The following is a 14,004-nucleotide window of genomic DNA, read 5'->3' as shown; positions in this document are numbered from 1 at the left end:
TTTTTAAAGAGTATCAATATATCTATAGCTAGGCAGACTTATTTAAATAAAAAGGGAGAATCCTTTGGATTCTCCCCATATAAGCACTAACATTCCAACGTGCACATATTGGAACGACATCCATAACTCCAGAGTATCTCTAAAGTTTACAATTTAAATGAGTTAACAATTTTCCCAACTAAAAGCACTCCAGTTACCGCAACGGTTTGTACTGAATGTACTAAATCGCATTCCATCAACTTCATCTGTTTCGTCAACTTGAACAGATACTAATTGAAGATTTAATACTTCTTCTGCCATAGCTAGCTCCTCCTATTTAAATTTTTGGGATTAAGTACTTTATCCACCCTCATTATACTCTCTCCACCAGTAAAATGCAAGCAATTATACAATGTTTTTCATAGAAAATAATGTTTCCGTAACTTTTCAAAGTAACTTCCATCTCTCTCCCAAAACTGGAAGTTAGTTTTAGAAGTTACCTAAAAATCAGGTCGCCTATTTTAAAAAAGCAGCAAACTATAAACTAGTAGGTTCCACACCAAATGTAGCCCCATAAATCAGATTTATAGCGCACCATCCCTAAAAACATCCCAAGTGAAACATACAAACACCAAGCTAGAATGGTTCCAGGATGATGTGCTAAGGCAAATAAAACGCTTGTCAAAGCAACTCGAATATCTAATTTTCTAACCAAGTTCCATAAAATTTCTCAATACAGAAATTCTTCAACAATACTCACATTGATTAAGAAAAGAATGGTGATGTAATCATAATTTCAATTTTTAAATCATGATGCCCATTTTACCTTTCTTGCCTTAACTGGTTTAAATCGAATCTTATTAATGAGTCTAAGCTCTATTTCTCTACAACCTGTAACGGAGGTATCATTGATTTTAAGGCTTCTTGGAAAGTATTGATTACCTTTTTCATGTGATAATTCTACTGTATAACTGATACCATTACTTAATTTAAAGACTACAAAATAAATATGATCTCTTTTAAATCGGTGACCGACTCTTCTATTCAAAATGCCATCAGTTGTATAGAATTTGCACTCCATTACATGTAACATTTGATAAAGCAACAAGGTTCCAACTATTTTGAATTTATTTTCGTTGAACCAACCATTATCAGCTTTATTAAGACGTTCCAATGTCCAATCATCTTTTAATCCTTCAAAAATACTCCCTGCATTATTAGTTGGTAAATTAACATGATGTTCTCTAGATAATCCTAAAAGATGAGGAATGGAGGAATTTGGGACTGATAGAATAATTTCAGGACAGTTCTCCATATTTGTCTGATAAATATATTTGTACTGAGAAACATTTTTCTCAATAGTATTGGCCAAGCAATCCATCTTAACATTGAGAATATCAATCTCTCCATCAAAAGTCTTTAGCCATTCCAAAGTATAAGTCATTTGAATTTTCTCCTAAAAAAGAGAAGGAAGCTCCTGCTTCCTTCTCTCCCACGTATTGAGTTTCACCTCACGCTAGATATGCCCTATCTGTTCCTCAAGGGTAGGCAGTCCTGCTATTCTTTTTCTCAACAAACAGTCTGAACTGAGAGCGGAGCCCACAGGCGGGTGCAGACCATATCCACTAGCCCACAAGTAATTATATCATTTAATTACCTTCATTATACGCAATTAGTCCATATTTGTCAACAATTACATTCATTATGAATATCTAAATAAATCAGGCCACCTATTTTAAACAAGCAGCAGACTATAAACTAGTAGATTCCATACCAAATGTAGCCCCATACTGCCCCATAAGTCCGATTTGTAGCGCACCATCCCTAAAAACATTCCCAATGAAACATATAAACACCAAGCTAGAATGGTTCCTGGATGATGAACTAAGGCAAATAAAACACTTGTCAAAGCAACTCTAATATCTAATTTTCTAACCAAGTTCCATAAAATTTCTCGATACAGAAATTCTTCAACCATACTCGCATTGATTAAGAACAATAAAAATGAAAACCAAGGAACTTGATGTTGAAGGCCAATTAGATTTGCTTGATTCGTACTTCCTTGAGCATGAATCAGGCTAAAACATAGACTTATAATCAGTAGGCTAACGAATCCAATACCAATCCACTTTATCCTAATTTTCATATTGACCTTTGTCACTTGTTTTCGTTGACCATACATCCATAAAAAAGAAATGAGCGATGCACCATAGAAAACCTGTAGTATAGTTAACTCACCTATACAAAGAAATTTCAGTAAGTATAGAGATACCAATAGGACATTTACTTGTTGGAATATATAAACTGGAATTATTCTTTTCATAGTTACCTCCGAAATAAATCTTCATAATCTAAATCTAATACCTGCACAATCCTTTCTACCCATGGACTTTGAGGCATTCGTTGTTCCATCTTATAGTGGCGAATCTTTTGATACAAACGATTCAATTCACTTGGATAGTGAAACTCTCCCGCAAACATTTTTCTGGTTAACTCAATCCAGCTGATATTTCTTTCAGCCAAAATAATGGACAAGTTCTCCCAAAATCGTTCAGCCATATTTCTTCTCCTTTAGTTAGATAAATAATGTGTTTGTGCCATGTAAATCATTTGTTTCGTATCTCTTGGCAATAGAGCTCTAGCCTCTTCCAAATTCAGATTTGGATAAACTCTCTTATTTGAAATTGCAAGAGGAAGTCTGATGGTTAGTTCAGGATTTTTTAATATCATTTCAATGAAATCCGTTAATCTTAAATTGTCACGGTTCTTAAATCGTAATAAATTGGGAGATAAAAATTCAAAACAATCTGAAGAATAGCTCATCATCTCAATTAATTTATCCTTTGTCATTTCAGAAACTGAATGACAAGATACCTCGATGCCATAGTTTTGGAAGAATTCTAAAAGAAGTTGATTTCTATGGTTATTTTTACTTAGATAGAGATCAATCATGGGAGACCTCCCAAAGATTCGGGTCCATTTGATATTCTGAAACGATTAAGGAATCTAATAAATTTGCGAAGTTAATCGGTTGCTTGTCTTCATCATAAGCTTTTACAGTTACTTGGGTTGTAAGTATTCCCTCTTTTCCCTCGGCTCGATAGCCTTGTCCATATAAAACAAAAACAAGATTCTGATGATCATCTACAAAGGCATCAGCTCCATTCTTTATATCCTGACTTTCAAGGAATTCCATAACGTTTTGAAGATAGGATTCATAAAATAGGGGGTAGTTGTGTTTTTTATGGTAATCATCTAAAAATGTCACTTCAAACTCACATGGATAATTTGGCATTAAAAATATTTGTTCATCCAGCTGTTTGATTTCTGCATCATGTAATTCTGTTTCTAATTCATCACAATCTAGTATTGATTCTTTATTTAATGCTTTCATCTTTTTCCTCTATTTCTTTTAATTTCTTTGCGATTGCGGCAATCACAGGTACTGTTACACTATTACCAGCTTGTTTATAGAGCTGACTATTACTAGAGACTTTTCTAGCAGCTTCAAATGCCCAATCAGGAAAGCCCTGCAGGCGAAAACACTCTTTAGGGGTGATTCGTCGTATTCTCAAACGGTAAAATTGTCCATTAATTAAAACACCGGCTACATGGTAAACTTGCTTATCTTCTCCTTCATAGCTAGCCACTACTACTCCCATTTGACCACTAGTTGTCAACGTATTCGCTATACCTTTTCCAACTCTACCACGCCGATACTGAGAACTTGGTCTTTCTAAATTGATTGAATCTCCAATCTCTGCTTGAGCGTATCCTTTTTTCGTTGCTTCCCGTACTTTTAGAAATTGGATTGGTTCTGGAATTAGTATTTTGGGAATTTTATCTCCTCCTTGCATTGTAGTCAGTGTTGGAGATAAGCCCTCACTTCCATAGACTCGACCGGTCTCCTTAAAGCTAGTCGGTAAATCTCCAACAACGACAATACCATGACGATCCTGAGTATTTAAAGTAAACATCGGCTCTTGATTATCCTTGAAACGTCTCCCATTTTGTCTCTTTTCTAATCTGTCTGGTGTCATACAAGGAATCGCAACTTTAAATCCTTCTCCTTTTCCACAAACTAAGGTTGGCGCAAGACCTTCTGAATAATAGACTTTACCACTCATTCCACTTCTTGATGGATTCAAGTTTCCTAGTGCTTTCAAAGTCTCAGAGTTAGTTGCTTGACCTTCTCGTCTGAAAGGAAATAAGAGTCTGGTACCTTTCTTTCTAGAATGTCCGATAATAAACACCCTCTCTCTGTTTTGGGGAACGCCAAAATCCTTACTGTTAAGCACCTGCCACTCAACATCAAACCCCAATTCATCAAGCGTGGTAAGGATTGTGGTGAACGTCCGTCCCTTATCGTGATTGAGTAGGCCTTTAACATTTTCAAGAAAAAGAAAACGTGGTTGGATTTGTTTGGCCGCTCGAGCAATTTCAAAGAATAAAGTGCCTCTAGTATCTTCAAATCCCAATCGTCTTCCTGCGATTGAAAATGCTTGACAAGGGAATCCCCCACAGATGACATCGACTTTCCCTCTAAGTTTTTTAAATTCGTCATCTGAAACATCTCGTATGTCATGAAATTCAATTTCTCCTTCCGTTTGAAAAATGGACTTATAAGATTTCCTAGCAAATTTATCAATCTCACAAAATCCAATACACTCGTGTCCAACACTTTCCATTCCTAGTCGAAAACCCCCGATACCTGAAAATAAATCAATAAATCTCATTTCTTTATCACCCCTTTCTTATCGACTACCATTGTCAAAACTGTCACTCCACTTGAAATGACAATAAGCATAACTAATATCCACTCGATTGGCGACATTTAACCACCTCCTTTTCTAACACGGTTATTCCAAACAGAATACAAGCCGTTAAATACAAATTCAGCAAGTACTTCCGCTCGTCTAACAAAGCGAACATTGTCAAGAGCATATTGATAGATTCTCTCAAAATCAGTCATAGCAATTTCACTGGCTGTTTCAGAAAAACCTTCTCGTCTAAATTGATCTTGTACCAATCCCCAAATATAATCTCGATCGTATTTTGTGACCTTTTCTACTTTTCTTCTCAAGATAGGTTGAGTATTCCTCTCCTCCTCATCCTCAATAAATAATGAATCAGTCTCACTATATTTAGTCTCACTAACTTCAGTCTCACTAGGGGCTGAATGTAAGACGGGGGCCGTTTCATTTTCAACCTGCCCTAGTCTTTTTTTAACACCAGGCCTGTCAGAATTAACTACTGGGGTAGAAGATAACTCCCCTAAATAAATCTTATTAGCAAGTCTCCCCTTCTCACTTGAAGACTGTTGAACTTCATCAATTAAGTCATATTCTTTAAGAATCTTTTTGATGGACAATAATTTTGACTTAGAACAACCTAACAGCTTCATCAGTTTAGAATTAGAAAATACTAAATAGACCGCCCCTTCTTCATCTATCCAACCACGACTGAGAGATAATTCTAAACGATCTTTTAAAATAGAATAAGCCACCTTTACTTCTAGTTTCATATCCATATATTTCTCATCCTCAAAAAGAATTTTAGGTAATTTATAGTACCGTTCTGAAGTTTGGTATTGATTTGCGGTAATTCGTTTCATAGCGCTCCTCCAAGTTCTTTGAGTATTAAATCTCCACTTGATTCCAATCGAACCAAGCCACTTTTTTCTAATTCAGCCATAAGAGATATGGCTTCAACAATGTCAATTCCCATTTCACGTACTAAAAATGAAATGACAATATAGCGTGATGATTGTAATTCTTTTGTCATTTTTCCTCCAGAAAATAAAAAAACGGAAAGATTGTGAAATTCCTTTCCGTAACATAATAAATATTTGAACACCAAACTCAACACCAAAAAAATGTTTTTATTGATGATTATTGCTCAATCAAGCACTTATAACAATGTAAAAAATAAAAATCTGTACTCACAAAAACCCTTGAAATTCAAGGGTTTTAAGCATTTATTCTACTTCACAATGTTTTATTATTTTAATTCTTCTAGACCAACCATTGAATTGTAGCCATAATATATCTCCTTCGGATTGAAAAAATTGTAAAAACGTTTTCTTTCTTGCCTTCTATTCTATCATAAATTATTCTTTTTTGCATAAGCTTTTGTCTAGAAAAGCTACNTTATTAAGGAAAATTGAATGCAATCTCATTTTTTAATATATTAATTTTTAGCAAATACCTATCTCTAATCCATGAGATTATTAAATATAAAATTAGTCGTATTGCATTCAATTAAGTTAATTAATCATCTGATAAAATAATCAAAATATATTTTTATGAAATATATTTTAGAAGTACTATTAGAACATACCTAATTTTATTTATGAAACTACCGGATAATGGTCGGATTGAAATGAAATTAGAGAAGACATGTTTGTCCTCTCCATCAACTTTTTTATTACTCATCAAATAATTTCTCCAACTGTTTGGTTGCTGATTCAATCTCGTACCCGTTTTCATCTATCAGCTGTTTCACCTTTTCTGTATCAAGCTCTCGATGATTTCTGACTGACAAAATCTTATCTGCCCATTCCTCAAGAGAATCATTCAAAGACAGACTGTTATCATAGTTATTTAGTATCCTTGCGTCTGGTAAATGCTTTGCTGTTACAACAGGTAATCCATTGGCTTGCGCTTCAATAAGTACAATCGGTAATCCCTCAAAATTTGATGGGAAAAAGAAAACATCAAGAAGATTTAGCATTTTTCCGACATTAGTGGTCAAGCCTGTGAAAATAACTTTATCTGCTATTCCATATTCTTTTGCCAAATTTTCTAAAAACGCAGTATCTCCTCTTCCGATAAATACTAGACGAGAATTTGGTTCTTTTTTGACGATTTCAGAAAAAACCTTCACGCAAAAACTTTGATTTTTTTGTTTTTCATATAGACGAGAAACTTGTCCTACGACGAAACAATCTTCTGGAATATGGTATTCCTTTCGAAGTTGGGCTTGCATTTCTTGATTATATAAAAACTTTTCTACCTCAATAGCATTAGGAATCACTAAAGCTTTATCTCGTTCTTGACCATGATAAAAATGGTTCAAAGCTTCTGTTCCACATGCCCAAAAATCTGTTGCATATTTTCCGACAAAAAGTCGATTAATTGGATGAATAAAACGATAAAATTTATCAGCTGTAGCACAATGTCCATGTACTATTCTTTTTTCTATCCCATATTTCTTTGCTAATTTTAAAAATTCTAGATGAGTCAATCCATTTTGATTGGACCATAAAACATCATAACGATGAGCATTCTCCTTAAAAAAATCATCCCATTCTTTTAAGGCTTGCTTGATATGGGGTCTTAACTTAGGAATTCTATGCACGACGAGAGGATTGTGACAAAGCTTCTTAAAATGATCACTAAATTCAACGTTTTCAGGACCTTGTAGTAAAAATTCCAGTTCAAATTCAGAGGTATCAATATGATTATAAAAATCTACAATAATTTTTTCTAGTCCACCGATATCTGGAACTAAACCACAAACTAATATTCGTTTCATATTTTTACCACCTTATTTTTTCAACTTTAATATTTTTTGAATCATCAAAATGATTTGTCTACCACCTTCATGATTTCTAAATAGGAAAATATAGCTGCCCAATACTATCAAATAAAGGACGATTTTGATGATCAAACCGAAAATGAAATCTAGCTGAGTTGAGAGTAAGTTATCCAGTAAACTCAAAAGTAGAAAGCTTATCCCTGCGACAATGAAATCTTGTAACAATGTTTTAAAAAAGTCCTTTGAGGAAGCTTTCAATCCATACTTAAAGGCGCTATAGGGTTCATACCATGTACAGGTCAAGACTGTTGAACAAATCGTACCTAATAAAATTCCAGATACCCCTAAATCTAAAATCGCTAAAAAGTAGAGTGAAAGGGAAATATTTAATAAAATCTCAACGATAACTTTTTTATTTTGTTCATAACTTAAGCCATAGACTGAAATCAACACTAGAATCGGTCTTCTATAAAAAGTTAGAAAAAAATGAAGGACAATCAAAATTTCAACAGTACGATTAAATGAAAAATTTTCCCCTAACCAGATGGTCATAAATGGATGAATGAACATTAAATAGCCTAAGCTAGCAAAATAAATCAGGCTAAAAGCAATAAATTGGTATTTTTTTAGGAATTTAACCGTATCTGCTACTGTCGTAGATTCCGAATGGACTAAGTTACCTACGGAAGAAACAACTGAATTGATCGCAGTATTTAAAACCAGTGAAAGAAATCCTAAAACATAGGTATAATTCCCATAAATACCAATAGCTGCTAAGCTGACAAAACTTGCCATTAGTATACTATCTGTTTGAAAAACAATAGTTTCTCCAATGCTACTCACTACATTGCCTTTGATATTTCGGATAAATTTTCCTTTTTCCTCCTGATTAATGGGTGTTATCTCATTCTTAAACAAGTAACCATACAATCTATCTACAATACGCGACATGATGATATTCCCTATAAAATTCATGATGATACTGATCAATAGATAAAAGATATAATTTTTGGTAAAGACTAAAATTCCGATTTGCAAGCATACGCGAAGCGTATTTAATCCAAAGTCAATCAAAGTCATCATATAATTACGCTGATCAACATAAAGCAAGGTTCGTTTATAGGAGAAAAAATAGCTGGAAGCTGAGTTAAATACAAAGAGGAAAAAGATCAAATATACTTCACTATTTACCGTATAATCCTTTATCATATAAGGAAGAAATAAAGAAAGTATAGCGCCCAGTATAAAAATAGAAAAGCCAATGATTCTATATAATTTTTTGAAGAGAATCATAAAGGCATTGATTTTTCCATGTTCTTCTCTGTCTAAGGGTCCATATAGTGCATAGCTCATGGCTCCAGCAACCCCTAATTCTGCCAAAGACAGAATGGAAACTAAGCTAGACAAATAATTGTTTAATCCTAGATAGGTTACCCCAAGTAAATTGATAAAAATAGTTCGATTGATAAAGCCAAGAAGGACTTGAAAAGGTTGCAATGCCAGAGCAATACTCGTATTTAAGGTGGCAAATTCGGTTCTACTTTTTTTCGTGTATTTCATCTATTCCTTTAATTTTCCTTGTAAAAGTTGATCGAGATAACTTCCTGGAAGGACTTCTTCTTTCTTGATTTTATAAGTCGTTTTCATAATCGGTGTTGTTTTTAATACTTCTTCCCATTCTTTTTCATCAAAAAGATCATGGGCATGGTCTCTTAAAAACCAAACACGCTCAGCTGGTGCTAGAATAGGTAATCTATCCACTAAGTTTTCAAAATAAGGATTGCACTTATATTCGGACAAAATAAAATAATCCATCATCAGGTAATGAATAAAGACTGGATATTTACGAACATAGTAAAGATATAAATCCCGAATATGTTTAAAATAAGGCTTTCCTTTTTTTCCTGCTAGAAAGAAACCTGCCCATTTAAAGTCACCAACAGTTCGTTCCATTTGATTTGTTCCTATAGGTGGATGATTCAGAGTAAAGAAATCACCTTCAAACATTTCTAAAGTTGCATAGGGAGATACAAATAAGGTTGCATCCATCCAAATTCCACCGTATTTGTATAAGAGACTAAAACGAATAATATCGGAATAATGCGCAGCTGATAATTTTTTTTTCTTGTATTTGTCGGTGATGTCTGATGGAATATTGATGAAATCCGCCAGATTTTCATCTGTCAACAAATAGAATTTACAGTCATTTCTTTTGGCGAAGTCTTTTATGGTCTTCATTGAAGTCTCGACCGTCTCAGGTATTTGCGCTTCTCCCTGTTGCCACATTGTCCAAATCATTTTTGGAAATTCCGTTACTACTTCTTCTTTTTTATCACTCGAATCAACTAGTTGAGCTTCTTTTCGTAATTTCAGTACAAAATCCAAAAGAATCTTTCTACGAAAATCATAAAACATCTTGTCAGATTTTTGTGCAAGAAAGTAAACACATGTTAGTTTAAGGCCATAATATTTTAAAATTTGACGATAGCGAGCCATTTTTTTTTGTAAGGTTTGCAGTTTCATAAACTCTACAAATTCCTTTCACATTTTTCTAAAGCTGTTTTTAGAAAATATCCGTTAAGAAGTTTCTCTCCTACTATTTTACTATTTTTAATCAATTCTTGATAATCTTCTTCATCAATCGAGTTTAAACAATCTGCAATTTCAAATAATGAATCAACAATGATTCCACATTGATTTTTCCGTACAAAATCAGCCAAGGCAGATTGGCTCCATACAATAATCGGAAAACCAGATGCTAAATATAGAGAAGCTTTATGTGGGTTATTCATCTTTAAATACTCTCCATACATCCCACTACAAGTATGAGGACTATCTCCGTCCCAGACTAACCCAAAGCCGCCATGTAAGCGATTAGGGAGTTCATCAGGAGAAAAAGCACCTTGATAATGAACGTTGTGAGGAAGATTCTCCTCTTCAAAGTTAATGCCATAAATAGAAAAATCTGGTTTTTCAGGTAATTGTCTTGCGTATTTTGTTTTCCGAATATCGAAATTTCCAGCTAACAAAATAGTTTCTTTTTCATAAGCTTTCTTCTCTTTATAATGTGGAATCAAATAGTCAAATATCTCTAAGGAAACAATCTTCTCTTCCGGTATTCCTAATCGTACCAGTTCTGCTTTCATCTTATCATTATGAGCAATAATACCATCTACTTTTTCCAGTACTGTTTTATTTTGTAAAAAATGGATAATAGAGTACTTGAAATCTTTAAATGACTTGATTGTTTTGTTTCTCAGGGACTCGATATCGTGAATCAGCAAATAAGCTTTGAATGTTCTATTTTTCAAAAATCTCGTTAAAATTTGTTTTTTTAAGGAATCCCATAATAACGGAAATTGAAGAACTAACACATCATTTTTTGTCAAAGTGATGGGATTTGAATCATTATTTAGGGAAAAAGGTTGATATCCTGCTTCTAGCATTATTTTTTCAGCATCTAATCTTGCTTTAGATCCTGCATGTTTGGCTTCTGCGTAAAATTCTTTTAAGTAATAATTCATACTACTTCAACCCTCTCCAAAATCTTTTTACAATATATTTTTCAAATCTCCATTGAATGGCTCCAACAACTCTTGAAATGAAGACAATCTTTTGAGGGAATAATCGATAGGCTCTCATTAAAAATGAGCGACTTGAACTTTTAGCGTAACGATTCAGGTACTCGACATATTTTTCTTGATAGGGATTTCCCTCAAATATACGATAGTCGACAAGGTGCATCAAAACTAAATGGAATAAGCGACGTTGTACGTATGGGAGTGAGTCAGCATTTCCTTCATATAGTTGCTCCACTTTATCACAAATCGTAAACAAATCCAAATTTTTCAAACTAAATTCGCGATTCATAATACTACCAGAACGCACGCGATAATAGTATCCTATATAATCAATTTTTACCATTTTATGTATCTGTTTTAAGATTCCCATTCCGCCATACACATCTTCATAAAATAAACCTTCTAAAAATGGAAAATTGACAATCACTTGTCTTCGAAAAAGTTTAGCAACTGCATTCAAACGGACAATATTATCTTTACATAAAGAGACTAAAGCTTCTTGGGCATTTCCTTGAAAAATAATTTTTACATTTTCTGGTGAAGGTATTGCTAATTCTTCTTGATCATTCGTATACCAACACTCTACAATATCAATATCATCTGAGGTAACCTGTTTTATCAATTGTTCCAACATATCTTCTTTAAGAACATCATCACTGTCTACAAAAGTGATCAATTCGCCTTTAGATTCAGTCATACCACGATTACGAGCGCCACTTAATCCTTTATTTTCTTGATTGATTAAGTGAAAACGAGAATCTTGTTGACAATAGCGCTCACAAATTTCTTTTGAGCCATCTCTTGAACCATCATTGACTAGGATCACTTCTATATCGGTATAAGTTTGATGTTGAATACTATTTAAACATTCTTCCAGATACTCTTCAACATTATAAACAGGTACAATGACACTAATCATAAATAGGCTCCTATTAAATTTTCCATTTTTTTCGAATGTCTAAATATCTTAAATACAGAGGATAATATAAACTAAAAAAATATTTTGATGAATAACTATACCATCTTAATAGTTTACTAGAATTGAAAATATCTGATGATTTCTTAGCTATTTTGGCATATTTATTAATCTCATCAATATATAACTGATAATATGGATGTCCAACTCTTATGTTATACTTTTTAAAATGTCCAATACCGACTAAAAATAACATATTCCCTACATAAGGTAACCAATTATCTTCTCTAAATTCCTCTAATAATTTTTCGCCAACTTTAAAAATATCAAGATTCTTTTCTGAATATTTCTGATTCATCGTACTAGAAGTATGATATCGATAATAATAACCAATATAGTTAATTTTTCTCATTTTATGAATATATTTTAAAGAGACGATTCCAGTATAAAAATCTTCATAAATTAAATTTTCTAAAAACGGAACTTTCTCCACTATTTCACGACGATAGAGTTTTGCGACTGGACTCCAACTTACTCCATGATTAAAACATTCATATAAGGCTTCATTTGAATCTAATTCTTTAACACCAATTTCTTTTCCTTCGGAATTTAAACAATGAATATCCTCGGTTATATTACATTCTACAATATCAATTCCATCAGACATATACTTCATTAGTTGTTCTAACAGACCAAGACTTACAACATCATCACTATCGACAAACATGATGTATTCGCCAAGGGATTCTTTCACACCACGATTTCTGGCTACGCTTTGACCTTGGTTTTTTTGATTGATCAATCGGAAACGCTTATCCATTTGGCAATAACGCTCACAAATCGCTTGTGAGCCATCTGTAGAACCATCATTGACTAAAATGACTTCTATATCTTGATAGGTTTGCTTTCGAATACTTTCTAGACATTCTTCCAGATATTCTTCCACGTTATAAACTGGAACGATTATACTAATCATTTTCCTTTTTCCCTCTTGAATGCTATTTCTTCATTCTTCTATCTTATCGTCCTTAATGCCATTTTTCCATTTCCACATAAAGTGATAGAAGGGAAATAGGATGGTGTTATAGTATCTTGGGCACAGATTATAAAGTCTAATCATACGCGAACTTTTGGCAACCTCAGGATTTTTCTTCGTTATAGCTACATACTCTGCTAATTTTTGATTATAGACTTTTGCATATGGATTTCCTTTTCGAATATAATCTTGATAATGCATTGTAGCTAAATGAACTAGGAAACTGGCAATATAAGGAAGAAGTTCTTCCCTATCAGAATACATCTCTAATAGTTTGTCACTTACTGTAAAGATATCTAAATTTTTAGGAGTAAAGGTTCGGTGCATGATACTAGCTTGACGTTGTCGATAATAATAACCTTTATAATCAATTTTAATGATTTTTCGAATATATTTTAACATTCCAATTCCACAATAAACATCTTCAAAAATCACCCCATCTATATAAGGAACAGCTTCAACAATTGATCTTCTATAAAGTTTTGTAACTGCATTAACATTTAAAACATGTTTAGTGAAAATTTTTACTGCTTCTTGAGAGTTCCCTTCGAATAGAATACTTGGTTCTTTAAAACTTTTAGCAAGAAATTCCTCGTTAGATACGGTAAACTGACTTTCCACAATATCTACGTCTTCACGCATATAGTGCATTAAGGTTTCTAAATAGTTCGCTAGAATCATGTCATCACTATCCACAAATACAATAAACTCTCCTCTTGAAGCTGCTACACCAGTATTTCGTGCAGCGCTCAATCCTTGATTTTCTTGATTCAACAAGTGAAAGCGACGATTCTCTTTACAATAACGTTCACAAATAGCTTTTGATCCATCTGTTGAACCATCATTGACTAAAATGACTTCAAGGTCTGTGTAGGTCTGGTTTTGAATGCTTTCCAAACATTCTTCCAGATAAGTTTCTACATTATAAACGGGTACGATTACACTAATCATTC

At 33.3% G+C, this 14,004-nt stretch carries 16 protein-coding genes and 1 pseudogene; all 17 read right to left on the bottom strand.

Annotated features, from left to right (window positions below):
- Positions 1–162: 162 nt before the first annotated feature.
- The 17 genes and pseudogenes from D8848_RS09205 to D8848_RS09125 all read right to left on the bottom strand — a co-directional run bounded on the left by D8848_RS09205 (position 163) and on the right by D8848_RS09125 (position 14,002).
- On the bottom strand, positions 163–300 hold the full coding sequence (locus tag D8848_RS09205; protein WP_000807141.1) for a hypothetical protein: 138 nt from the start codon (positions 298–300) through the stop codon (positions 163–165).
- Positions 301–500: 200 nt separating this feature from the next.
- Positions 501–757 (bottom strand): annotated as a pseudogene (locus D8848_RS09200) (CPBP family intramembrane glutamic endopeptidase); the annotation flags it as partial.
- 30 nt (positions 758–787) lie between these two features.
- Entirely contained in the window at positions 788–1,423 is a 636-nt protein-coding gene (locus tag D8848_RS09195; protein ID WP_004264047.1) for a hypothetical protein, read from the bottom strand.
- A gap of 291 nt (positions 1,424–1,714) precedes the next feature.
- Positions 1,715–2,302 carry a CPBP family intramembrane glutamic endopeptidase gene (locus D8848_RS09190; RefSeq protein WP_125444065.1) on the bottom strand — a complete coding sequence of 196 codons (588 nt, stop codon included), beginning with the start codon at positions 2,300–2,302 and terminating at the stop codon, positions 1,715–1,717.
- A gap of 2 nt (positions 2,303–2,304) precedes the next feature.
- Positions 2,305–2,538, bottom strand: a complete 234-nt coding sequence (locus D8848_RS09185) for a hypothetical protein (protein ID WP_000840776.1) — start codon at positions 2,536–2,538, stop codon at positions 2,305–2,307.
- A 12-nt stretch (positions 2,539–2,550) separates the two neighbouring features.
- Complete coding sequence (locus D8848_RS09180; RefSeq protein ID WP_125444064.1) at positions 2,551–2,931, bottom strand: thioredoxin domain-containing protein; 381 nt, start codon at positions 2,929–2,931, stop codon at positions 2,551–2,553.
- Positions 2,924–3,373: a hypothetical protein gene (locus tag D8848_RS09175; RefSeq protein ID WP_125444062.1), complete on the bottom strand. Its 450-nt coding sequence runs from the start codon at positions 3,371–3,373 to the stop codon at positions 2,924–2,926. The genes D8848_RS09180 and D8848_RS09175 overlap by 8 nt, the downstream gene beginning before the upstream one ends.
- On the bottom strand, positions 3,357–4,715 hold the full coding sequence (gene dcm / locus D8848_RS09170; protein ID WP_125444061.1) for a DNA (cytosine-5-)-methyltransferase: 1,359 nt from the start codon (positions 4,713–4,715) through the stop codon (positions 3,357–3,359). Before dcm ends, D8848_RS09175 begins: the two co-directional genes overlap by 17 nt.
- 98 nt (positions 4,716–4,813) lie before the next feature.
- Entirely contained in the window at positions 4,814–5,593 is a 780-nt protein-coding gene (locus D8848_RS09165; protein ID WP_125444059.1) for a replication initiator protein A, read from the bottom strand.
- The gene (locus tag D8848_RS09160) at positions 5,590–5,763 is read right to left on the bottom strand and encodes a hypothetical protein (protein ID WP_000159607.1); all 174 of its coding nucleotides are present in this window, start codon (positions 5,761–5,763) and stop codon (positions 5,590–5,592) included. The genes D8848_RS09165 and D8848_RS09160 overlap by 4 nt, the downstream gene beginning before the upstream one ends.
- Positions 5,764–6,405: 642 nt before the next feature.
- Positions 6,406–7,515: a glycosyltransferase gene (locus D8848_RS09155; RefSeq protein WP_125443706.1), complete on the bottom strand. Its 1,110-nt coding sequence runs from the start codon at positions 7,513–7,515 to the stop codon at positions 6,406–6,408.
- 12 nt (positions 7,516–7,527) lie between these two features.
- The gene (locus D8848_RS09150) at positions 7,528–9,078 is read right to left on the bottom strand and encodes a lipopolysaccharide biosynthesis protein (protein ID WP_125443705.1); all 1,551 of its coding nucleotides are present in this window, start codon (positions 9,076–9,078) and stop codon (positions 7,528–7,530) included.
- Positions 9,079–10,041, bottom strand: a complete 963-nt coding sequence (locus D8848_RS09145) for a capsular polysaccharide synthesis protein (RefSeq protein WP_125443703.1) — start codon at positions 10,039–10,041, stop codon at positions 9,079–9,081.
- A 5-nt stretch (positions 10,042–10,046) separates the two neighbouring features.
- A complete protein-coding gene (locus tag D8848_RS09140; protein ID WP_125443701.1) occupies positions 10,047–11,042 on the bottom strand; it encodes a glycosyltransferase in 996 nt (331 codons plus the stop codon).
- Position 11,043: 1 nt separating this feature from the next.
- Complete coding sequence (locus tag D8848_RS09135) at positions 11,044–12,018, bottom strand: glycosyltransferase family 2 protein (RefSeq protein WP_084926359.1); 975 nt, start codon at positions 12,016–12,018, stop codon at positions 11,044–11,046.
- Between the two features lie 13 nt (positions 12,019–12,031).
- Positions 12,032–12,991, bottom strand: a complete 960-nt coding sequence (locus D8848_RS09130) for a glycosyltransferase family 2 protein (RefSeq protein WP_084926358.1) — start codon at positions 12,989–12,991, stop codon at positions 12,032–12,034.
- Between the two features lie 30 nt (positions 12,992–13,021).
- Positions 13,022–14,002, bottom strand: a complete 981-nt coding sequence (locus tag D8848_RS09125) for a glycosyltransferase family 2 protein (RefSeq protein ID WP_125443699.1) — start codon at positions 14,000–14,002, stop codon at positions 13,022–13,024.
- Between the last annotated feature and the right edge of the window lie 2 nt (positions 14,003–14,004).

The sequence above is a fragment of the Streptococcus mitis genome (assembly GCF_003942775.1).
In the GTDB taxonomy this organism is placed as follows: Bacteria; Bacillota; Bacilli; order Lactobacillales; family Streptococcaceae; genus Streptococcus; species Streptococcus mitis_CN.
The sequence above is the reverse complement of the archived record's forward strand: the minus strand, read 5'-3'. Positions and strand labels throughout refer to the sequence as shown.

What these genes read in the sequence shown, in the direction of transcription:
- D8848_RS09205 (WP_000807141.1), bottom strand. Translation starts at nt 300, where the DNA reads ATGGCAGAAGAAGTATTAAATCTTCAATTAGTATCTGTTCAAGTTGAC.
- D8848_RS09195 (WP_004264047.1), bottom strand. Translation starts at nt 1,423, where the DNA reads ATGACTTATACTTTGGAATGGCTAAAGACTTTTGATGGAGAGATTGAT.
- D8848_RS09190 (WP_125444065.1), bottom strand. Translation starts at nt 2,302, where the DNA reads ATGAAAAGAATAATTCCAGTTTATATATTCCAACAAGTAAATGTCCTA.
- D8848_RS09185 (WP_000840776.1), bottom strand. Translation starts at nt 2,538, where the DNA reads ATGGCTGAACGATTTTGGGAGAACTTGTCCATTATTTTGGCTGAAAGA.
- D8848_RS09180 (WP_125444064.1), bottom strand. Translation starts at nt 2,931, where the DNA reads ATGATTGATCTCTATCTAAGTAAAAATAACCATAGAAATCAACTTCTT.
- D8848_RS09175 (WP_125444062.1), bottom strand. Translation starts at nt 3,373, where the DNA reads ATGAAAGCATTAAATAAAGAATCAATACTAGATTGTGATGAATTAGAA.
- dcm (WP_125444061.1), bottom strand. Translation starts at nt 4,715, where the DNA reads ATGAGATTTATTGATTTATTTTCAGGTATCGGGGGTTTTCGACTAGGA.
- D8848_RS09165 (WP_125444059.1), bottom strand. Translation starts at nt 5,593, where the DNA reads ATGAAACGAATTACCGCAAATCAATACCAAACTTCAGAACGGTACTAT.
- D8848_RS09160 (WP_000159607.1), bottom strand. Translation starts at nt 5,763, where the DNA reads ATGACAAAAGAATTACAATCATCACGCTATATTGTCATTTCATTTTTA.
- D8848_RS09155 (WP_125443706.1), bottom strand. Translation starts at nt 7,515, where the DNA reads ATGAAACGAATATTAGTTTGTGGTTTAGTTCCAGATATCGGTGGACTA.
- D8848_RS09150 (WP_125443705.1), bottom strand. Translation starts at nt 9,078, where the DNA reads ATGAAATACACGAAAAAAAGTAGAACCGAATTTGCCACCTTAAATACG.
- D8848_RS09145 (WP_125443703.1), bottom strand. Translation starts at nt 10,041, where the DNA reads ATGAAACTGCAAACCTTACAAAAAAAAATGGCTCGCTATCGTCAAATT.
- D8848_RS09140 (WP_125443701.1), bottom strand. Translation starts at nt 11,042, where the DNA reads ATGAATTATTACTTAAAAGAATTTTACGCAGAAGCCAAACATGCAGGA.
- D8848_RS09135 (WP_084926359.1), bottom strand. Translation starts at nt 12,018, where the DNA reads ATGATTAGTGTCATTGTACCTGTTTATAATGTTGAAGAGTATCTGGAA.
- D8848_RS09130 (WP_084926358.1), bottom strand. Translation starts at nt 12,991, where the DNA reads ATGATTAGTATAATCGTTCCAGTTTATAACGTGGAAGAATATCTGGAA.
- D8848_RS09125 (WP_125443699.1), bottom strand. Translation starts at nt 14,002, where the DNA reads ATGATTAGTGTAATCGTACCCGTTTATAATGTAGAAACTTATCTGGAA.